This is a genomic window from Chromatiaceae bacterium (assembly GCA_016714645.1).
In the GTDB taxonomy this organism is placed as follows: domain Bacteria; phylum Pseudomonadota; class Gammaproteobacteria; order Chromatiales; family Chromatiaceae; genus M0108.
In genome coordinates this window covers 484,965-505,471 of record JADKCI010000005.1, presented here as the reverse complement: position 1 = coordinate 505,471, position 20,507 = coordinate 484,965, and the positions used below count along the sequence as shown (strand labels likewise).

The 20,507-nt window shown below is 66.1% G+C and carries 17 protein-coding genes; all 17 read right to left on the bottom strand.

All coding sequences use genetic code 11. The features are described 5' to 3' along the window. Positions 1-14: 14 nt before the first annotated feature. Positions 15-1,628 (bottom strand): type I restriction-modification system subunit M, encoded by a 1,614-nt coding sequence (locus IPN92_18900; GenBank protein ID MBK8640245.1) that lies wholly within the window; start codon positions 1,626-1,628, stop codon positions 15-17. Beyond that, complete coding sequence (locus IPN92_18895) at positions 1,625-2,641, bottom strand: virulence RhuM family protein (protein ID MBK8640244.1); 1,017 nt, start codon at positions 2,639-2,641, stop codon at positions 1,625-1,627. The genes IPN92_18900 and IPN92_18895 overlap by 4 nt, the downstream gene beginning before the upstream one ends. After that, positions 2,638-2,826 carry a hypothetical protein gene (locus IPN92_18890; protein ID MBK8640243.1) on the bottom strand — a complete coding sequence of 63 codons (189 nt, stop codon included), beginning with the start codon at positions 2,824-2,826 and terminating at the stop codon, positions 2,638-2,640. Before IPN92_18890 ends, IPN92_18895 begins: the two co-directional genes overlap by 4 nt. After that, positions 2,823-4,094, bottom strand: coding sequence for a restriction endonuclease subunit S (locus IPN92_18885; GenBank protein ID MBK8640242.1), 1,272 nt, complete (start codon positions 4,092-4,094; stop codon positions 2,823-2,825). The genes IPN92_18890 and IPN92_18885 overlap by 4 nt, the downstream gene beginning before the upstream one ends. Continuing rightward, complete coding sequence (locus tag IPN92_18880; GenBank protein MBK8640241.1) at positions 4,084-7,059, bottom strand: type I restriction endonuclease subunit R; 2,976 nt, start codon at positions 7,057-7,059, stop codon at positions 4,084-4,086. The genes IPN92_18885 and IPN92_18880 overlap by 11 nt, the downstream gene beginning before the upstream one ends. 111 nt (positions 7,060-7,170) lie before the next feature. Continuing rightward, positions 7,171-7,935: an adenosylcobinamide-GDP ribazoletransferase gene (locus tag IPN92_18875; protein ID MBK8640240.1), complete on the bottom strand. Its 765-nt coding sequence runs from the start codon at positions 7,933-7,935 to the stop codon at positions 7,171-7,173. Continuing rightward, complete coding sequence (locus IPN92_18870) at positions 7,935-8,651, bottom strand: alpha-ribazole phosphatase family protein (GenBank protein MBK8640239.1); 717 nt, start codon at positions 8,649-8,651, stop codon at positions 7,935-7,937. The genes IPN92_18875 and IPN92_18870 overlap by 1 nt, the downstream gene beginning before the upstream one ends. Before the next feature lie 8 nt (positions 8,652-8,659). Continuing rightward, positions 8,660-9,724 carry a nicotinate-nucleotide--dimethylbenzimidazole phosphoribosyltransferase gene (gene cobT / locus IPN92_18865; protein MBK8640238.1) on the bottom strand — a complete coding sequence of 355 codons (1,065 nt, stop codon included), beginning with the start codon at positions 9,722-9,724 and terminating at the stop codon, positions 8,660-8,662. Further along, on the bottom strand, positions 9,721-11,922 hold the full coding sequence (locus IPN92_18860; protein MBK8640237.1) for a cobyric acid synthase: 2,202 nt from the start codon (positions 11,920-11,922) through the stop codon (positions 9,721-9,723). Before IPN92_18860 ends, cobT begins: the two co-directional genes overlap by 4 nt. Positions 11,923-12,078: 156 nt before the next feature. Next, the gene (locus IPN92_18855; GenBank protein MBK8640236.1) at positions 12,079-13,194 is read right to left on the bottom strand and encodes a threonine-phosphate decarboxylase; all 1,116 of its coding nucleotides are present in this window, start codon (positions 13,192-13,194) and stop codon (positions 12,079-12,081) included. A gap of 64 nt (positions 13,195-13,258) precedes the next feature. Next, positions 13,259-14,179: a cobalamin biosynthesis protein gene (locus tag IPN92_18850; protein ID MBK8640235.1), complete on the bottom strand. Its 921-nt coding sequence runs from the start codon at positions 14,177-14,179 to the stop codon at positions 13,259-13,261. Between the two features lie 8 nt (positions 14,180-14,187). Then, positions 14,188-15,660 (bottom strand): precorrin-3B C(17)-methyltransferase, encoded by a 1,473-nt coding sequence (gene cobJ / locus IPN92_18845; protein MBK8640234.1) that lies wholly within the window; start codon positions 15,658-15,660, stop codon positions 14,188-14,190. Further along, the gene (locus tag IPN92_18840) at positions 15,653-16,057 is read right to left on the bottom strand and encodes a cobalamin biosynthesis protein (GenBank protein MBK8640233.1); all 405 of its coding nucleotides are present in this window, start codon (positions 16,055-16,057) and stop codon (positions 15,653-15,655) included. Before IPN92_18840 ends, cobJ begins: the two co-directional genes overlap by 8 nt. Beyond that, positions 16,054-16,785, bottom strand: coding sequence for a cobalamin biosynthesis protein CbiG (locus IPN92_18835; protein ID MBK8640232.1), 732 nt, complete (start codon positions 16,783-16,785; stop codon positions 16,054-16,056). The genes IPN92_18840 and IPN92_18835 overlap by 4 nt, the downstream gene beginning before the upstream one ends. 308 nt (positions 16,786-17,093) lie before the next feature. Continuing rightward, positions 17,094-17,873: a precorrin-2 C(20)-methyltransferase gene (cobI, locus tag IPN92_18830; protein MBK8640231.1), complete on the bottom strand. Its 780-nt coding sequence runs from the start codon at positions 17,871-17,873 to the stop codon at positions 17,094-17,096. Continuing rightward, positions 17,863-19,230: a precorrin-6y C5,15-methyltransferase (decarboxylating) subunit CbiE gene (gene cbiE, locus IPN92_18825; protein ID MBK8640230.1), complete on the bottom strand. Its 1,368-nt coding sequence runs from the start codon at positions 19,228-19,230 to the stop codon at positions 17,863-17,865. The genes cobI and cbiE overlap by 11 nt, the downstream gene beginning before the upstream one ends. Next, positions 19,223-20,464: a cobalt-precorrin-5B (C(1))-methyltransferase gene (locus IPN92_18820; protein ID MBK8640229.1), complete on the bottom strand. Its 1,242-nt coding sequence runs from the start codon at positions 20,462-20,464 to the stop codon at positions 19,223-19,225. Before IPN92_18820 ends, cbiE begins: the two co-directional genes overlap by 8 nt. Positions 20,465-20,507 lie beyond the last annotated feature (43 nt).

The following is a 20,507-nucleotide window of genomic DNA, read 5'->3' as shown; positions in this document are numbered from 1 at the left end:
CAAAAGGATTCGCGTCACGGCAAAGGCGGCAAACCCAGCGCCTTGAGGAATACATTGTGTTTGTCCCGTGCTGCCTCGGCCTTCCGTGTCAGTGTGACGAGGTCAGCATTGACCGCCTGCAACACAATCTCTTCCTCCGCCTGAGCCGTGCTGATGTAGCGCGAGATGTTCAGGTTGTAGCCATTAGCCGCGATCTCCTCCATCGGCACGCGGCGGGCATAGCGTTCTTCTGGTAGGCGGAGCTGGTAGGCATCGATAATCTTGTCGATATCTTCCGGCCGCAGGCGATTCTGCCGCTTGCCCTTCTCGAAATGCTCGGCGGCGTTGATGAACAGCACGTCATCGGGCTTCTTGCACTTCTTCAACACCAGAATGCACACCGGAATGCCGGTGGAGAAGAACAGATTGGCGGGCAGGCCGATCACCGTGTCGATGTGGCCGTCTTTCAGCAGCTTGGTGCGGATGCGCTCTTCCGCGCCGCCTCGGAACAGCACGCCGTGGGGCAGGATGATGGCCATCACGCCCTCGGGCTTCAGGTAATGAAAGCCGTGCAGCAAAAAGGCGAAGTCGGCGGCGGACTTGGGCGCCAGGCCGTAATTCTTGAAGCGCATGTCCTCGCCCTGCGCATCGGTCGGCTCCCAGCGGTAGCTGAACGGCGGATTGGCCACCACCGCATCGAACTTTGGCATCCGGGCCGGGTTCATCTCGCGCAGCCTGTCCCAGTCGTTGGTCAGCGTGTCGCCGTGGTAAATCTCGAACTCGGAATCCTTCACCCCGTGCAGCAGCATGTTCATGCGCGCCAGGTTGTAGGTGGTGATGTTCTTTTCCTGCCCGGCGATCTTGCCGATGGTGCCGCCCGCGTCCTTCAGTCGTTGGCGAATGTTCAGCAGCAGCGAGCCCGAGCCGCAGGCAAAGTCGAACACGCTGTCCAGATGCTTTTTCGGTCCCGTGGCGGGTTCCTGGCTGTCCAGCGTGACGATGCCCGACAAGATGCTGGAAATCTGCTGCGGCGTGTAGAACTCGCCCGCCTTCTTGCCCGAGCCTGCGGCAAACTGGCCGATCAGGTATTCATAGGCGTCGCCCAGCGTGTCCTTGTCGGTGGAGAACTTTTCCAGCCCCTCGGCAATCGACTTGATGATGGTGCAGAGCACGGCATTGCGCGCTTCATAGCCCTTGCCCAGCTTTTCCGAATTCAGATTGATCTCGGAAAACAGCCCGCCGAAGGTGCTGGCGAAGGACTCGTTCTCGATGTAGTCGAAGCCCTTTTGCAAGGTGTGCAGCAATTCCCCGTCCTGCGTGCGCGCCATCTCCGCGATGCTGCCCCACAGGTAGGCGGGCTGGATCACGTAATGCGTCTTGCGGCGCATCTGCTTTTCAAACTCGGCGGTGTCGTCCGGGTTTTGCGCGTACCACACGGCCAGCGGCGTACTGCGATCGCCGACTTTCAGCCTGGGATAGTCCGGCCCCAGCTCCTTGTGCGCCGCCGTCTCGTAGTTGTCCGACAGATAGCGCAGGAACAGGAAGGACAGCATGTAATCGCGGAAATCGTCCGCGTTCATCGCCCCGCGCAGTTGGTCGGCAATGCCCCACAGGGTGTTTCCCAGTTGTTTTTGATCTTGATCAGTCATGTGTCCTTGCTCGGCATCTTGGGCAACTGTTTCACGGCCCGGTCGAAATCACTTTCCTGTTGATCGGCATGGGCAATGCGAGCCGCGTTGAATTGCTCGTACTCGGCTTCCGCCAAGGTCTTGGCCATTTCATGGGAGATTTTTCCGGCGTGGTTGAGGATGTCGCGGTCGTTGATGGTCAAAAAGCCATGCAGCTTGGTAATCCAGTCGCTCATATGCATGGGCACGCGGCGCATCGCCTGACCTTCGGCAAACACCAGATACTGTTCCACCAGATTGTTGAGCGCCGCCAGTTCGTCGGCGTTCAGATAGTTCTTGGCAATACTTACATCGGCCTTGCGCACCTTGCCGCTCCGCCAGTTGGTCAGCCCCATATTCGGCTGATTTTTGTCGGCACGGGTGTGGATGATCTCCGCCGCCGTCTGCCCGGTAATGGCCCAGTGCATCTTGTTCTGCACCGTCTGGAAAAACGCGATGCTCTCCGGCTGGGTGGGGTCGTAATCGACGCTGGTAGCGTAAATGTCAGTGATTTTTTGATAGAAGCGCCGCTCGCTGGTGCGGATGTCCTGAATGCGCCGCGTCAGCTCTTCAAAGTAGTCAAAAGGCTGATCGGGGTTCTTCAGGCGCTCGTCGTTGAGCAAAAAACCTTTAACGATGTACTCGCGCAACTGCTGCGTGGCCCAGATACGAAATCGTGTTGCCACCGCGCTTTTCACCCGATAGCCCACTGACAAAATCATATCGAGGTTATAGAACGCCATGCTGCGCGCCACCTCACGCGTCCCCTCGGTGCGAACCTGTCGGAATTCCCGACAGGTTGCCGCCTCTTCCAGTTCGCCTTCCTCGTAGATGTGCTGAATATGCTCCACCACATTGGTGCGCGAGGTCTGGAACAACTCAGCCACCTGCTGCTGCGTCAGCCACACGGTTTCATCCACAAACCGCACATCCAGCTTGATTTGCCCGTCAGCACTTTGGTAGATCACAAACTGCGATGAATTTCCGTGCGTCATGCTACGACTCTCCAGTTATGGCCCAGTCCGATCAATTTCGTGACGCCACGAAAATGATCTGCAGCCGCATAGGCAGAGGCTTCGTTGGTGCCTCTGGTTTGAACTACCGAGGAATCCTCGGCAGTTGCCTTGCGTTGCACTTGGGCTTGCCCGTCTTCGCTGGTGTAGAGAATGAGCTGCGTCATGCGGCCACCTCGTCCAGCACGGGGAAAAGCTGTTGCATCAAGCCCTTCTTGTGGGTCTTGAGCGCGGCGAGTTTTTGGGTTTGGGCGGTGATGAGGTCGTCGAGGGAGGTGAGGCAGTCGGCGATTTTTTTCTGCTCGGCGTGGGAAGCAAAGGGAATTTTGAGTCGAGCGAACACCTCTTGCGTTAAATGCTTAATCCCTCCCCCAGTGAAGAGGTTTTCTAATCGCGGTGTACCTGCTATGGATTCAAGATAAAGGACTAGCAAGCGGGGCTGAAACGGAACAGTGAACCGGACGCGATGAATGGCCTTCTGGAACTTAAGATCGGGGAACCGTCCGTCCCAGACAGCAGAACGACCGGGCTCTCCGCCTTCACAAACAACGACGTCACCCGTTCTCAATCCGAAGCGATCGAGTTCGCTCTCGTCGAAATACATCTTCGGCAGGTTTGACGTTTCCACGTCATTCCAACGCACTGCCAAGTTATTGAGGTAAGGCAGGAGGTTGCCAGTCGTGTGCTTCTTACTGTCGAGCATCTTCCCAAGCTTGATTTCGGCGATTTCTCCCAACGCGACTTCCTCCCACTCCCCCGTATCCCGAAACTCGGGGAAGCGCAGTTTGGGCAGGGTTTCTCCTTCGGCGGGGAAAAGCTGATGCATCAGCCCTTTTTTATGGGTCTTGAGCGTGTCGAGCTTTTGCGCCTCCAGGGTGATCAGTTCATCGAGGGAAGCGAGGCAGTCGGCGATTTTTTGTTGTTCGGCTGGTTTTGGTAATAGAACGTTAGTTTTTCTCAAACTGTCCATGTTGATCTTGCAAGGGACAGCGTTCAGCAACGACTTTTTGAGAATTTCGTTTTGATAGCGGTCAGACTGCATAAAGCAATGCAGATAATGCGAGTCGAATAATGCTGACTTTTTAATGACCGCAAGAGTTACATACACGCTAAATTCATGACTCCACGTCACTACTTGCGAGTAGCCAATTTTTCCAATTCTGGTTAACAGAATGTCTCCTTGGTTTGGCTTGTTCTTGCTCGTTGCTGCGAGGTAATCCTCACGCGATATGAATTTATTTTTATTGCCGCTTATAAGATTTTCGACGCTATAAAAGGGAATGCCCTCTAGGGTATAAATTGGTGTTTGATGCGTCCCATCAAATACGGACGAAGTAATGTCTTGGAGCCGCTTTTCCTCCCACTCCCCCGCCTCCCGAAACTCAGGAAAGCGCAGCTTGGGCACCAGCCCGCGTTTCTCCACCTTATTGCTCATACGCCCCCAGCCCTGAAATCTCGCGCCCCTGGGCGAGTTTGTGCAGCAGGGGGATGAGGTCTGCCATCAGCGCCAGTTCCGCTTTGGTGCGGGCTTTCCAGCCGAGAGCCAGCGGCGCCATGAGGTCGCTCAGTTGTTCGCCATCGAAGATCATGCGGCGCAGGATGGCATCCACAAAGCCTTGCAGGGCGGCGGCATCCAGCCCGTGCTTGCCTGCGATGTCCGCCAACTGGCGGGCGTGCTTGGCGGCCTTGAAGCGCTCGAAGCCGGCGCGGATGGCGGCTTCGTCCAGCCCCTTGCCCGCCTCCAGGGTATCGATGTAGTCGGCGATGTCATCGCGGGCGTCCATGAACTTGGCGTCGGACTGGATCAGGCCGATGAGCTGTGCGCGGCTCATCTTCTGCTTGCCCGGCGTCTGGCTGGCGTAGCGGGTGATGAGGGCCATGATGTAGTCGTAATCGATGAGGGCGCTGGCGAACAGGACGAACTCGAAATCGAGTTGCTGCACTTCCGGGTCGTTTCCCTTGCCATCTTGGTCGTGCTTGTCCTGTTGCGCTTTCAGGCGCTGGGCGGTTTCCAGATAGGTGCTGCGGAAGCTCAGTAACTGGTCTTTCGGCAGGGCGGCCTCGATCCTGGCCTTCTGGTCTGTTTCAAGTTCGGTGTACTGGTCAAGCTGCGTCTTCAGGCGCTGCACTTCCTTGAAGCGGTTGATGAACTCGATGCGGGCGCTGTCGCCCTTCAGGTTGTATACCTGCTCGGGTTCGCAGACCAGATGCTTGTTTTCCATGAATCCCGCCATGCGAGCGACCGCGGCCTCGTACTGGCGGATGACTTCCAGGGCCGGCTCGACCAGCCAGATTTCCTTGGCGGGCCTGGCGGTCTGGCCGGAGAAGAGGCCGATGGCGGTGTCCACGGCGTCTTGTTGCTGGCGGAAGTCGAGGATGTTGCCGTAGGGCTTGGTGTCGTTGAGCACGCGGTTGGTGCGCGAAAACGCCTGAATCAGGCCGTGGAACTTGAGGTTTTTGTCCACGTAGAGCGTGTTCAGGAACTTGGAATCGAAGCCGGTGAGGAGCATGTCCACCACGAGGGTGATGTCGATCTTCTGGGCGTGGGGCAGGTCGGCATTGGGGTATTGCTGATCCTTGATGCGCTTTTGCACGTCCTGATAGTAGAGGTCGAATTCGCCGATGCCGTGGTTGCTGCCGTATTGGGCGTTGTAGTCGGCGATGATGGCCTTGAGGGCTGCCTTCTTCTTGTCGGGTTCCTGTTCGTTGTCGGCCTTTTCCTGCGGCAGGTCTTCCTGAATCTGCTGCACGTCTTTATTGCCCTCGGCGGGCGGGGAGAAGACGCAGGCGATATTGAGCGGCTGGAAGTCAGGGTCGGTGGCTAGTTTACCGGCCTGCACGGTCTTGAACAGGGCGTGGTATTCGATGGCGTCGTTGATGCTCGCGGTGGCGAGCACGGCGTTGAACTTGCGGCCGGCGGTGGCGGCGTCGTGCTTGGCGAGAATGGCCTCGATGATGGCGCGCTTGGCCAGCGCCTCGCCCGGCTTGGGTTGTTGCTTGCCTTCGGGCTTGTAGTAATCGACATGGAAGCGCAGGACATTGCGGTCTTCGATGGCGTGGGTGATGGTGTAGGCGTGCAGTTGCTGCTGGAAGATGTCGGCGGTGGTTTTGTAGCTGGCCTGCTGGCCTTCGATCTGCTGGGTGCTGGCGTTCTGCTCGAAGATGGGTGTGCCGGTGAAGCCGAACAACTGGGCGTTGGGGAAGAACTCCTTGATGGCCTTGTGGTTCTCGCCAAATTGCGAGCGGTGGCATTCGTCGAAAATGAAGACCATGCGCTGCTGGCGCAGCGGTTCCAGACGTTCCTTGTAGTTGCGCTTCTTGCCGTCGTCGAGCGCGAGGCCGAGCTTCTGGATGGTGGTGACGATGATCTTGTCGGCGTAGTCGTCGGAGAGCAGGCGCTGAACCAACGATTCGGTATTGGTGTTGGCTTCGACGCAGCCTTCCTGGAATTTGTTGAATTCCTCCCGAGTCTGCCGGTCGAGGTCTTTGCGATCCACCACGAACAGGCACTTGTCGATGTCCGGGTTGTCCTTGAGCAGGGTGGAGGCCTTGAACGAGGTGAGGGTCTTGCCGCTGCCGGTGGTGTGCCAGATGTAACCGTTGCCGCAGTGCTGGTGGATGCAATCGACAATCGCCTTGACGGCATAGATTTGATACGGACGCATCATCAGCAGCTTTTGCTCGCTGGCCACCAGCACCATGTAGCGGCTGATCATCTCGCCCAGCGTGCATTTGGCGAGGAAGGCGTCGGCGAAGCTGTCCAGATGGGTGATTTTGGTGTTGTCGACGTCCGCAAATTGATAGAGCGGCAAGAAGCGCTCGTCGGCGTTGAAGCTGAAATGGCGGCGGTTGTTGTTGGCGAAGAACCAGGTGTCGCTGCGGTTGCTGACGATGAAGAGTTGCAGGAAGCAGAGCAGGGTTTTGCTGTAGCCGTTGCCGGGGTCGTTTTTGTAATCGACGATCTGCTGCATGGCCCGGCGCGGGCTGATGGCCAATGTTTTCAGCTCGATCTGGACGACGGGAATCCCGTTGATGAGCAGGATCACGTCGTAACGGTGGTGGCTGTAATCGGTGCTGATGTGGAGCTGGTTGATGACCTCGAAGCTGTTCTTGCACCAGTCCTTGATGTTGACCAGCGTGTAGTAGAGCGGCGTGCCGTCATCGCGCTCGAAGCTATTGCGCTCGCGCAGGTGTTTGGCGGCGGCGAAGACGTCGGAGGTAATAATCGAGTCCAGCAGGCGGTGGAACTCGCTGTCTGTCAGATGGACGCGGTTCAGAGACTCGAAATGCTGGCGGAAGTTGTGCTCCAGCGCCGCCCGGTCGCGGATGTCCGGGCGGTAGCGGTATTTCAGGTCGCCCAGTTTCTCGATTAGCGCTTGTTCGATTTCTTGTTCAGTCATTTACCACTCTCGGAAAATTCTTGGTCAGCTCTTGGCCGAATCCAGAGGTAGCCTGGTTGCGGACACCAAGAGCCACACCCCCTCTCAACGCCAGCTTACCCCCGTCGGGTTCTACCGGCTACCTACAACTCCGATGCAAGACCCCGCCAGGAGGGAGCCCGCCAGGAGGGCGACGGCTTCGGCGACTTCGACCAGGGCGCCGGCGGTGTCGCCCGTGGTGCCGCCGATGCGCTGCGTCATCGCCAGGCGCAGGATGTAAAAGGCGGCGAGGGTAGAGGCCAGGGCCAGCAGGCCCGTGGCTCCCGCCAGGAGGGGGGTGAGGGCGCCGGCGGCGATGAGGACCCCGGTACCCGCCCGTCGGGGCAGGCCGGAGGCCAGGGCGGCGCCGAGCCCGCCGGGTCGGACATAGGGGGTGGTCAGGAACAGCAGGGGCAGGGCGGTCCTGGCCAGGAAAGGGGCCAGGATCAGGGGGAGATAGTCGCCGGCCTCCAGGAGGGCGGCCAGGGCGGCGAATTTGAGGAGCAGGACCAGCACCAGACCCGTGACACCCTGGGGACCAGAGTGGGGGTCCTTCATGAGGGCCAGGGTGCGCTCGGGGTCGCCGCGGCCGCCGGCCCAGGCGTCGAGGGTGTCGGCCAGGCCGTCCAGGTGGAGGGCCCCGGTGAGGGCCACCCACAGGGTCAGGACCAGGGCGCCGGCCAGGAGCGGCGGAGCACCACTCAGCAGCCAGGCGCTGGCGGCGAGGAGCCCCCCCAGGATGAGGCCGACCAGGGGGTAGTAGAGCAGGGAGCGGCCGAGGTCCGCCGCCGCCAGCTCGCCCGCCAGCCGGACCGGGAGCCGGGTGAGGAACTGCAGGGCGATGAGAAAGGGCCGGATCATGACTCTGCCGGGCGCGGGATCAGTTCGACCTGAATCCTGGGGTCGGGACCGATGGGGGCCACCGCGCCAGCCAGGAGGCCCCTGGCGTCGCCCACTCCCTCCCCGGCTCCGGCGCCTTCCCCCCCACTACGGACGCGGATGCACCTCAGGCTGGCATGACCGACGTCCAGTTCCAGCAGGCGCCCCAGGGGATAGCCCAACACCTGGCAGAGGATGACGCGGATGACGCCGCCATGGCTGATCACCAGGGTTCGATCACCGCGATCCTGGCGCAGTAGTTCATCCCAGGCGGCCAGAACCCGCCCCTGGAAGGCCAGCAGGGGTTCCCCTCTCGGCGGGGGATGAGCCACGGGGTCCGCCCAAAAACGGCCCAGGGCCTCGGCGTCCGCCGCCATCAGGTCGGCGGCGGTTTGCCCCTCCCAGTCGCCAAAGTCCAGCTCGGCGAGCCGCGGGTCCAAGCTCAGGGGGATACCCATTTGTTGGCTCAGGGCGCGGGCGAAGTCGGCGCAGCGGGCCAGGGGCGAGGTGACGATGCCATCCCAAGCCTGATCCTCTTGCCCGTCGCGACCCCCTGGCCCGACCGTCGCCCACATCTCCTCCCAACCTCTCTTGGTGAGCGGGTCATCGAGACGGCCCCGAAAGCGGCTTCCCCCCAGGGTCTCGCCGTGGCGTAGCAGGTCGATGCGTTGGACGCGCGGTGTGACGCTTGCCATGAGCGACTTCACACCCGGTTCGAGACCTGGGCCTCGGCGAAAGTGGCCATCTCGTTGTGCAGGGCGCAGGCCAGGCGCAGCAGGGGGAGGGCGATGGCGGCGCCGCTGCCTTCCCCAAGGCGCATACCCAAATCCAACAGAGGGTGGGCCCCTAGGGCCGCGAGGACGGCGGCATGGCCGGGTTCCGCGGAGGCGTGGGCAAAGAAGAGCCAATCCGCGACCTGGGGTTGCAGGCGGGTGGCGACGAGGGCGGAGACGGTGGTGATGAAGCCGTCCACCAGGACCGGAAGGCCCATGTGGGCGCAGGCCAGGTAGGCGCCGGCGAGGGCGGCGATCTCGAAACCGCCCAGGCGACGCAGGGCCTCCAGGGGCGAGGCGAGATGCGGGGCATGGTGGTCGAGGGCCCGCTGGATGACGGCGGCCTTATGGGCGACGCCCGCCCGATCGAGACCGGTGCCAGGACCGGCGAGGTCCCGGGGCGGGGCGCCCAGCAGGGCACAGGCCAGGGCGGCGGCGGCGGTAGTGTTGGCGATGCCCATCTCGCCACCGATGAAGAGTTGGCAGCCCTCCAGGCGGGCCCGTTCGGCGGCATGACGGCCCGCGCCGAGGGCGAGGGCGACCTGGTGATCCGTCATGGCCGGCCCCGTCACCAAATTGGCGGTACCCGGGCCCAGGGGCTGGTCCTTGACCCCCGCCAGGGGCCCGGGGTCATGCACCGTCCCCAGGTTGATGATCTCGAGTTCGGCGCCGAGGGTGCGCGCGGCCACGCAGATGGCCGCCCCGCCCCGGGCGAAGTTCTTGATCATCTCGGCGGTGACGGCCTGGGGAAAGGCGGACACGCCCTCCGCCGCCACGCCGTGATCGCCCGCGAAGAGGGTGATCCGGACCCGTTCAAGGGACGGGCGGGTTGTGCCTTGCAGGGCGGCGAGGCGGATGGCGATCGCCTCCAGCCGGCCCAGGGAGCCGGGTGGCTTGGTCAGGGTCGCCTGGCGGTCCTGGGCGGCCCCTTGGGCCTCGGTGTCCAGGCTGGCCGCCGGTACCCCTAGCCAATCGATCCGCGTGTCCAAATTCATACCGTTGCTTCCTTCAAGGTGAGTGGTAGCCCGGCGATGGCGAGGATGACGCGATCGCAGAGGGGCGTGAGGTCTTGGTGCAGTTGGCCCGCGGCGTCGCCGAAGCGCCGGCTGAGTTCTCCCAGGGGCATGACCCCCAGGCTGGTCTCGTTGCTGACCATAATGATCCGGCCCGGCAGGGTCGGCAGCACCTGGAGCAGCGCGTCCCCTTCCCGCTCGCACAGGCTGGCGTCCTCGGCCAGGAGCAGGTTGGTCAGCCAGAGCGTCAGGCAATCGATGAGCAGGCAGCGCCCCGGGGCGGCATGGGCCGCCAGGGCCGCCGCCAGATGCAGAGGCTCCTCCACCAGGCCCCAGTGCGCCGGCCGCCGGGCGCGATGGGCGGCAATCCGGGCCGCCATCTCGCCATCCCCGGCGGTGGCCGTGGCGATGTAGGTGACGGGGCCGGCGCCCTCGCTCGCCAGGCGCTCCGCCAGCCGGCTCTTCCCGGAACGGACGCCGCCCAGGATCAGGACCCGGGAAAAGGAGTCCGGTTGCTCAAGCGCAAGCCATTGCTTCTCCTGCTCCCTCCCCCCTTGCGGGGGAGGGTTGGGGAGAGGGGACCGAGGGGTGGCGTCCCCTGCCGCGCCCAGTCCTCGCGCCAAGGGCTGTCCCCCCTTAATGAGGCTGTGCAGCCAGCGAGGATCCAGATGCTGATCGAGGGCATCGGCGAGGCGGTCAAAGGCAGCCTCGCGCAGGGCCGCGTAGTCGATCTGCTCGACCTGACGCAGGCCGGCCCAGGTCAGGAGGGCGGCGAGGGCGGCGCTTGATTCGAAGAGGCCGTGCAGATAGGTGCCGAGGACCTGGTCGTCGTCCCGGATGGCCCCATCCGGGCCCTCGGTCAGATGTACAGCCGGCCTGGCCAGGGCCGGGCCCTGGGTGACGCCGGCGTGAATCTCGTAGCCGGAGACGGGGGCGTCCGCCAGCACCAGTCGGCCCTGGACGTTGCGCAATTGCTTGTCCTGTTCCAGGGTCGTTTCCAGGTCGAGGAGCCCCAGACCGGCGCTGGTGCCGGGGGCTCCCTCCAGGCCGAGGGGGTCATGGATGCGCTGGCCCAGCATCTGATAGCCGCCGCAGATACCCATGACCTTGCCGCCGTAGCGCAGGTGCCGGTGGATCGCCGCCTCCCAGCCCTGGTCACGCAGCCAGGCGAGATCCCCGCGCACGCTCTTGGAGCCGGGCAGGATGATGAGGTCGGCGGGGGGTATCGCCTGGCCGGGGCCGATGAAATCCAGCCTGATCTGAGGGTGCAGGCAGAGGGGATCGAAATCGGTGCGGTTGCTCAGGCGGGGCAGGGCGGGGACCAGGATGCGCAGGAGGGTCGGGCTGGCTGGTTCTACATCCCCGGGGTTCTGGGGCGCATCCCGGCTTGAACCGATCCCCGGCTGGGCTCCCGCCAAAGCGCTTGGGCCCGGGGACGCGGTCGGTCGCGAGGGCGGGAGCGCCAGGCCATCCTCCGCCTCCAGGTGCAGGCCGGGCAGAAAGGGCAGGACCCCCAGTACTGGCTTGCCGGTACGCCGTTCCAGCCAGTCCAGACCCGGTTGCAGGAGGGCGAGGTCGCCACGAAAGCGGTTGATGACGAAGCCCTGGACCCGAGCCCGCTCGCTGTCGCTCAGCAACTCTAGGGTGCCGACGAGATGGGCGAAGACCCCGCCACGGTCGATATCGGCGATGAGGATCACCGGGCAATCCACCGCCTCGGCGAAGCCCATGTTGGCGATGTCGTTGGCGCGCAGATTGATCTCGGCGGGAGAGCCAGCGCCCTCGACGAGGACGACGTCAAACCGATCGGCGAGCCGCTGGTAGGACTCCAGCACGACGACGCGGGCCAGGCTCTTGTAGTCCTGGTAGTCGCGGGCGTTCATGGTGGCGACCGCCCGGCCCTGGATGATGACCTGGGCGCCGGTGTCGGTGTTGGGCTTGAGCAGCACCGGGTTCATGTCGGTGTGGGGCTCCAGCCCGCAGGCTCGGGCTTGGGCCGCCTGGGCGCGGCCGATCTCGCCCCCATCGACGGTGACCGCGCTGTTCAGGGCCATGTTCTGGGGCTTGAAGGGGGCGACCCGGACCCCGCGCCGGACCAGCCAGCGGCCCAGGGCCGTCACCAGCAGGCTCTTGCCCGCATCCGAGGTGGTGCCCTGGACCATGAGGGTTTTGGTCTTCATGCGGTGGCCTCGGCGTGAAAGGGAATCAAGCCGGTAATTAAGATCGCCATACTATGCCCAAGGTACCGGAGTTTTCGGTTTCCCGGCCCGCTGGCGATCCCTGGCGCGGCTCTGGCCGGCCTGGCCGGACGTCCGGGAGCGGTAGGCAGAGGCGTTTCATGGCTTAACCTCGGCGGGGTTCGTGGGCGGCTGAGCCGGCGTCCCGGCGACCGCCTGGATCAGGGCGGCCTCCAGGCGCGCCCAATCCGTCTCGCTCCCGGGCAGACCCAGGCGCAGGCTAGGCGGCTCGTCAAAGAGGCGGGTCAGAATCCCCTGGCGTGCCAGGGCCTGGTGCAGGTCTCGGGCCTGGGGGGTGCGGACCCACTGGAAGAGGGCGCAACCGCCCTGGGGCGTTAGCCCCTGGCGGCGGAGCAGGGTGCCGAGCCGCTCCCCGGCGGCGGCAAGTCGGGGCCGCTCCCGCTCCTGCCAATCGCCATCCTTCAGCGCCACCTGGGCGATCCGGCGGGCCGGGGCATTGATGCTCCAGGGACCCAGCAGCCGCTGGAGTCCCGCCAGTAGCTCGGGCTGGGCGCAGACGAAGCCCACCCGCGCCCCGGCCAGGCCGAAGAACTTGCCCAGGGAGCGCAGGACGATGAGGCCTGGTCGCGCGGCCTGGTCGCAGAGGCTTTGGTCAGGGGTCGTATCCATGAAGGCCTCGTCGATCACCAGCCAGCCGCCGCAGGCGGCGAGTTGAGCATGCCAGTCCAGCAGCCGCTCCAGCGGCCAGCGGAAGCCGGTGGGGTTGTTGGGATGGATCAACACCAGGACATCGCAGGCGGGGATCGCCTGATTCACCTCTCCGGCCGTCAGGGCCCTGACCGCGTGACCGGCCGTGCGCCAGGCGGCGGCGTGTTCGGCATAGCCCGGTGACAGGACGCCCACCCGCGTGGGGGGGCGCAGTCGGGGCAGAGTCTGGATCGCTGCCTGGGAACCGGCGACGGGCAGCAGGTGCGCGGCACCGTAATAGGCCCGCGCGGCCTGCTCCAGGCCATCCTCCTCCTCCGGCAGGCGCGCCCAGGCCGAGGCGGGGATCGGGGGTACCGGCCAGCCGTTGGGATTGATGCCGGTGGAGAGGTCCAGCCACTGGTCCAGGGCCAGGCCGTAATAGCTCGCCGCCGCGCGCAGGCGACCCCCGTGGTGGAGGGGCCCGGAGCGGTCGCGGGTGATAACCAAGCCCGGTGGGTCCGCTAGCGCGCCGCCCGTGTCGGTGGCGGGGTCCTGGGCATTCTTCATGGCTCGGCCCTTCCCGAGTCGAGGCTCCGTTGCCAAACACCAGCCCGTCATAGCCTTGCCCCCGTCATGTCGCTGCTCCCGAGACCCAATAGGTGTGGAGTCCAGCGCCCACCAGGACGGCGATGACCCAGAGCGCCAGGGCGCGGCGAAGCAAGCCGAGGGCGCGGTCGATGTCCGGGGTACCCGCCGGCCGCCCCGCCCCCAAGGGGGGCCGGACCTGGGCGGTGCCATGGTAGCTGGCCGCGCCGCCCAGCAGGACCCCGAGACTGCCGGCGCCGGCGGCCATCACCGGGCCGGCGTTGGAGCTCTTCCAGGCCGGACCCTGCTGGCGCCAGCAGGCCAGGGCCTGGGTGAAATGACCGGCCAGGGCATAACTCAGGGCCGTCAGCCGCGCGGGCGCCCAATTCAGCAGGTCATCCAGGCGTGCCGCCGCCCAGCCGAAACGCCGATAGCGCTCGGTACGGTAGCCCCACATGGCGTCCAGGGTGTTGGTCAGCCGATAGAGCAGGACGCCGGGCGCCCCCGCCACCAGAAACCAGAAGAGGGCGCCGAAGAGGGCGTCATTGCCGTTTTCCAGCACGGATTCGATCGTCGCCTTGGTGATGGCCGCTTCATCCAGGTCGGCGGTGTCGCGACTGACCAGGTAGCCCACCCCCTGGCGGGCCTGAGCCAGGTCGCCAACCGCCAGGGCATGGCGCACCCGGCCGGCGTGTTCCCCCAGGCTGCGCCAGCCGATGGCGAGATAGAGCAGCAGCAGGTCCAGGGCGGGGCTCCCGGGCCAGGGGGCGAGGAGGAGGGCGATGAGGGTGAAGGGCAGGATGAGCATCAGGAGGGCCAGGGCACCCCGCCAGATAGCATCACCCCAGAGGCGGTTTTCCAGGGCCTGGGCCAGCCAGCCGAAGCCGATCAGGGGGTGAAAGCGTCGCGGCTCCCCCAGCCAGGCGTCGAGGGCCAGGGCCAGGGGCAGGATGAGGGCGCTGTTCATGCCGCCGCTCATGTCGCCGCAACCATCAGGGTCCGCCAGGCCTGGAAGTAGGCCTGCTCCGCCAGGGGATCGAGACCCGGCCCCCGGTGGGCTACCAACGCCAGGCTCAGGATGGCCTCATCCGCTGCGTCGAGGAAATGGACCTCGCGCCGTTGATCGCCCTGGCGCAGGAACCAGGCCCGGGCGATGCGCGCGGCGTCGATGCGCAGGCGGGACCCTGGGGTGACAAGGGTCAGCCAGCCGTCCCGCCCACTCTCGCCCTCATCCCGGCTGAAGGCGAGGCGATCCAGCCGCCATTCCGCCGCCAGACCCGCCGGACTCTGGATCTCCAGCCGGACCGGCCCCCAGGCCGGGATCGCCCGTAACAACTCATGCGCGGCGCCAGCCCTGACCGGGGCCGCGACCAGGCCCGCCGCACCGTCATCCTGGCGGTTAACCAGGCCGCCAGCCTCCCGGGCCCCGGCCGGCCCGATGGCCTGGAGGAGTTCGCCCAGGGGGATCCCGCGGTCCCGCGCCAACGCCGCTAGCGACCCCCCCTGGATGTGCCCGAGCTGCTCCTGGATCGCGGCCTGCCAGCCTTCCAGACCCAGGCTGAGGGACCGACCGGCCCGCTCGCCCGACCGGGGGTCGCCGGTGATGGCGTCGTACTTTTGGGCATAGCCGCGCGGTGTGACCATGAGCCCATCCTGGACGTAGGTGCTGGCATTGCCGATCAGGACGGTGGACAGCATGCCGAGCTGGGCCTCCGCCAGGGCGCCGAGGTGGGTCAGATGAATCGCCTGGCCCTCGCGGTAGGCGGATTTGACGATGGCCACCGGCGTCTCGGGTTGACGATGGCGCAGGAGAATCCGCTGGGCCTCGACCAGGTGCTGGGTCCGCCGGCCACTGCGCGGGTTGTAGAGGGCGATCACGAAGTCGCCCCGCGCCGCGGCCGCGAGCCGCTGGGCGATAACGGACCAGGGGGTCAGGAGGTCGGAGAGGGAGATGGAGCAGAAATCATGGGTCAGGGGCGCCCCCACCAGGGAGGCGCAGGCGGAGAGGGAGGTGATGCCGGGTATCACCTCGACCTCAATGTCGCCCCCTGGGTGCCAGCCCGAGCGCAGCAGCACCTCGTAAGTAGGGCTCGCCATGCCATAGACGCCGATGTCACCGGAGGAGATAAGGGCCACGCGCCGACCGGCCTGGGCATACTCATAGGCCGCCACGCAGCGGTCGATCTCCTCGGTCATGCCCTTGCGGATGACCTCCTGATCGATCAGGAGATGCTGAATCAGCTTGATGTAGGTGCCATAGCCAATGATCACCTCGGCCTCGGCCAGGGCCTGGCGGGCGCGCAGACTCAGGTAGTCCTCGGCGCCAGGGCCCATGCCCACCAGAAATATTTTCCCCCGGGGGGCGGTCGCGGCCGGGTCTGCTCCGGGGTCGATCGCCAGGCTCCCGGCCAAGCCGAGGGTCGAATCCGCCAATGCGCCTTCATTCATGGATGCGACTCCAGGCGATGGAGACCGTGGCGTTCTTGCCGTCGGGGCCCCGATATTTGAATTTTTCCAGCACCAGATCTTCCATCCGGCCGTTCGCGGCCAGCAGGGCCGCGGCCTCCGCGACCGCTGGGGTCCCCATGTAGGCGAGGACCGTCGCGGAGGGATTGGGCACCGGGACCTGAGCCAGTTCGGCGGCGCCGAAGAGGCGCAAAGGCCAGCCCTGTGCCGTGGCGAGGAGGAGGATGGCCACCTCGTCATGCTTTTGGTCGATGGTGGCCAGGGTTGCGACCGCGACCGGCTCCAGATGGACGCTGGCCAGGGCCTGCATGACTGCCGTGTGCAAGGTCTCGGGAGCGGTGCCGCGATCGCAGCCGACGCCTAGGGTGACGCGCCTCATGGCTGATCCTCGGGTGGCCGATAGACCACCAGGCGCTCCGCGAAGCGTTGCCACAGGTCCGGGGAGATGGCGCGGCGCGTCACCCAGAGCAGGCCCCGAAAGGCCTCCGGGTCGATGTCCTCGAAGCGCGCGAAGACCTGGATATTGGCCGGCGGTGGCGTCGCGCGGCCCCACCAGTCGCGGCGGCCGGCCTCCTGCACCAGGGCGATGGGCTCGCCATTGACGACATGAGCGGAGACGCGGGTGACGTTGATCCTGGGGGCCTCCAGGCGCCAGCCCAGTTCCCGGCCCAGGAGATCGACGGCAAGGTTCTGGCCTACATCCGAGGCGGTGGTCAGTACGGCGGTGGCGCCCAGCAGGCCGGCCAGGTATTCGGCGCAGGCATTGGCTCCGCCCACATGGCCGGAAAGGGCGGGGATGACGAAGCGCCCAGCCTCGTCCACCACCAGCACGCCGGGGTCCTGGTGCTTGGATTGGAGGTGGGGGGCGATGAGGCGGATCACGGCCCCCAGGGAGACGAAAAAGACGATCTGGTCATAGGTCGCGAAGAGGGGGCCGATCTGGTCCTTCAGGGCACCTGGGTAGGGGATGAGCCGCGGGCTGGGGCCGGGCGCGCTCCTGGAGGCGTCATCCGCCTGGGGTTCGTCGGTCGCGGCCGGGTCGGGAGGTGATATGGCCGGGCTGGCTGTTGCCGCCGCGGCTGGGGCGAATTTGGCGGCGATGACCAGGTCAACCCGGCTAGTGTTCTCGCTCAGCGAGGTTGCGGAAACCGGGGACTCAGGCCCGGGGACCGTCAGACCCACCTTGACCCGTGGGTAAGCGGGAGGTAACCCTGCGGCCCCCTCTCCCCAGCCCTCCCCCGCGAGAGGGGAGGGGGTTGGAAGGCCTTCGGACACCTCTCCCCGGCACTCCTCCGCGAGGGGGGAGGGAGTCGGAAGTACAGGGCTGGCGGCCACCAGCCGCCGGGCCAGGGCCCCGGCCTGTTGGGCTCCCTGGCGCGTGATGGCGACCAGGGCAATCCGCCCCGCCGGAATCCTCATGCGGCTGCCTCGTCCCGGGCCGCCGGATGACGGCAGCCGCGCAGTATCTCGCCCTTGGGCCGGTGGGGGTTGTGGACCAGGAGGAGGGACAGGTAGTTGACGGTCTCGTGGCGAATCTGGGTCAGGTCCCGGACCGTCCGCTCCTCGGGGCAGCCCACCTTTTCCACGAAGCTGGCGTAGGGCAGCAGGCCGCGTCTCTCCAGCAGGGCGATGATGTCCCCCAGCAGGGGTTTGACCTTGAGCAGGACCAGGGAGTCGAACTCGTCCAAGAGGTGATCGATGGTGTGGATGCCATAACCGGCGGGGAGGATGGCCAGGGTATCGTCCGCGTCCGCCAGGGCCAGACCCAGGTGGGCGGCGGCGGCCTGGTAGGAGGTGACCCCGGCCACCACCTCCACCCGAATCCCGGCATCCAGGGCGGTGACCGTGCGGGCCAGGTGGCCGAAAGTGGAATAGGTGGAGGCATCGCCTTCCACCAGGAAACAGACATCCCGCCCCGCCTCGAGCTGTTCCAGGACGATGTGAGCCGCCGCCAGCCAGTGCTTGGCCAGGATCTCCGCGTTGTGGGTCATGGGGAAACAGAGGGGGATGGCCGCATCCGGCACCGCCAGCCCGGCGCGCCGGGCAATGTCCAGGGCGAAGCTGTCCCCGCCCGGCTTGCGCACTGGGTAGGTCCAGAGGCCTGCCCCCGTCAGCAGCTCCCATGCCCGGCGGGTGATGAGGCCCGGGTCGCCGGGGCCCAGGCTGACGCCGTACAGGCAGCCTTTAACGGTCATGGCGGACGACCGGCGTGGCGGCCAGGATCCACACCGGGTTCTCGGGGACCAGGCGGTGCATGGCGAGGATGGGCTGGCCGCGGGAGGCCTGGATCTGGGTGACATCCCAGCGAGCTTGCAGGGTCTTGAGTTCAGTCATGGCGAGGTGCAGATTCTCGAAGGTGACGAAGTTCATCACCAGCCAGCCCCCGGCCCGCAGGCGGGTCAGGACGAGCTGGATCAAGGTGACGAGTTGACCGCCGGAACCGCCGATGAAGACGGCGTTGGGGTCGGGCCAGTCCGCCAGGCCCTGGGGGGCCTGGGCCTGGAGCAGGCGGTAATTGGGGATGCCGAGGCGGCGGCGATTCTCCCGGGCGATGGCGGCATCCTCGGGATTTTTTTCGATGGCGTGGACGAAGCCCAGGGGGCAGAGGCGCGCCGCCTCCAGACCCACGGCGCCGGAGCCCGCGCCGATATCCCAGACGATGCTATCGGCACGCAGTTGCAGACGGGCCAGGGACAGGGCGCGCGCCTCGCGCTTGGTGATCAGGCCCCGGTCGGGCTGGCGCTGGCGGAAGCGCTCGTCCGCCAGACCGAAGAGGACCGGGGCTGGGGCGGGTGCCTGGCGGGTCAGGATGACCAGATTGGGCTCGGCAAAGGTCATGGTGGCGGCCTGGTCCAGGGCGCAATCGGCGATCACCTGCTCGTCCAGCCGGCACAGGCGCGCGGCCACCGTCATGCGGAACCTGTCGCCCAGGCCCTCCTGGATCAGCATGCGGGCGATGCGGTCCGGGCTGTTGGCCGGGCTGGTGAGGATGGCCATGACCGGGTCAGAGTCTGGCCTGGGACCCAGGTCGATACTGGAGACACCCTTGCCATGACCGGCTTCCGGGTACTGGATGGCCCGCAGGATGGGGTAAAGCCCGTGTTCGGGTCCCGCGCCCTCCCGCCACTCACCGCAATCCTGGCCGTGGACGGAGACGATGCGCAGATCCTGCCAGGCCAAGCCGAGACGGGCGCAGGCGACCTGGAGCGTGGAGAGGTTGGGAATGATCTCAAGGGGCAGGTCCGGGAGCCGGGCGCGCAAGTAGCCGGCGATGCCGTGGAAGAGGGGGTCGCCGGTGGCGAGGACCACCACCCGCCGGCCGGCCACCAGGGCCGCGCGGATCCAGGCCGGGACGCTGCCCAGGCAGCCCGTCAGATCGCGCCGCTCGGCCTGGGGTGCCAGGTGAACCGCGCAGAGGTTCAGGAGGCGCGTGCCGCCGATCACCAGGTCCGCCGCCTGGAGATGGGCCATGGCGGCGGCGGTCAGGCCGGGGGGGCCATCGTCCAGGACGCCGATGATCCGGCAGGGGGGGGGCGGGCAGGAATCAAACATCGATAGGTAATCCTTCGGACCCCGCTTCCCAGCCCTCCCCCGCAAGGGGGGAGAGCACCGAATTGCTCGTTAAGGTCCCCGTTACCAGGCCCGTTGGCGCCGCCGCCCTGCCCTCGGCATCAGCCGCCGGGGCCGACGCCGCCGCGGCAATCAGCTCTTGGCCCTCGAAATCGCAGACCAGCACCTGGAGGGAGAATTGGTCGGGATAGCGCCCGGTCAGGGTTCGCACCAGACGCCGGGCCAGGGCTTGGTGAAAGGCCTGGCCCAGGCCCAACTCGGCCAGGCGCTCCGCCGCGTAACGGGCGGTCTCGGCCTGGCGGATATCCTCGCAGACCTCGGAGGGCGCTCCGCACTTCCGGGCCAGTTCCGCCAGCAGGCCCCGATCCACCTCGGCGCGCCGGGCGTGGGTGAGGGTCTCGCCCTGGGCCATCTTGGCGAGCTTGCCCACCATGCAGCCGATGACGATCTGGCGGATGCCCTGCTTGACGGCGGTATCCAGGGCGGCGCCGGTGAAGTCTCCCATCTGCACGAAACAGGCGGGAGCCAGATGGGGCAGGGCCCGCATGGCGAACTTCTCGGTGCGCCCGCCGGTGGTGAGGACCAGGGTCTCCTGGCCCTGGGCGGCGGCGACCTCGATGCCCTGGACCACGCTGGCGCGGAAGGAGGCGGTGGAGTAGGGGCGCACGATGCCTGAGGTGCCGAGGATGGAGATGCCCCCCAGAATACCGAGGCGTGGGTTGAGGGTCTTTAACGCCATCTTCTCGCCGCCGGGTACCGAGATGGTCACCTCCAGCCCCTGCGCCGCCAGCCAATGACCGGCGGCGGCGCGGACGTTGTCCTCGATGTTCTGGCGCGGCACTGGATTGATGGCTGGCCCGCCGACCTCCAGCCCCAGGCCAGGCAGGGTGACGGCGCCGACCCCGGCGCCGCCCCGCAGACGCACCTCACCGGGGGCTCGCGGCAGGGTCCGGACATCGGCGGTGAGATGGGCGCCATTCGTGCAGTCCGGGTCGTCACCCGCGTCCTTGACCACCACGGCGTGGGCCGTACCCGCCTCCAGGCGGCCCTCGGTCACGGCGAAGCAGGCCCATTGGCCGTTGGGGAGCAGGCAGTCAATCTGGTCGGGCACCTGGCCAGAGATCAGCCCCACCGTCGCGGCCCGGGCGGCGGCGGCGGAACAGGCGCCGGTGGTGAAGCCGGTGCGATGGCCCCGCCGTCGCTTCTCCGACGCCATCATGACCCTGCGGGCCGAGGGGGCGAGGGGGGCGAACGGGGAG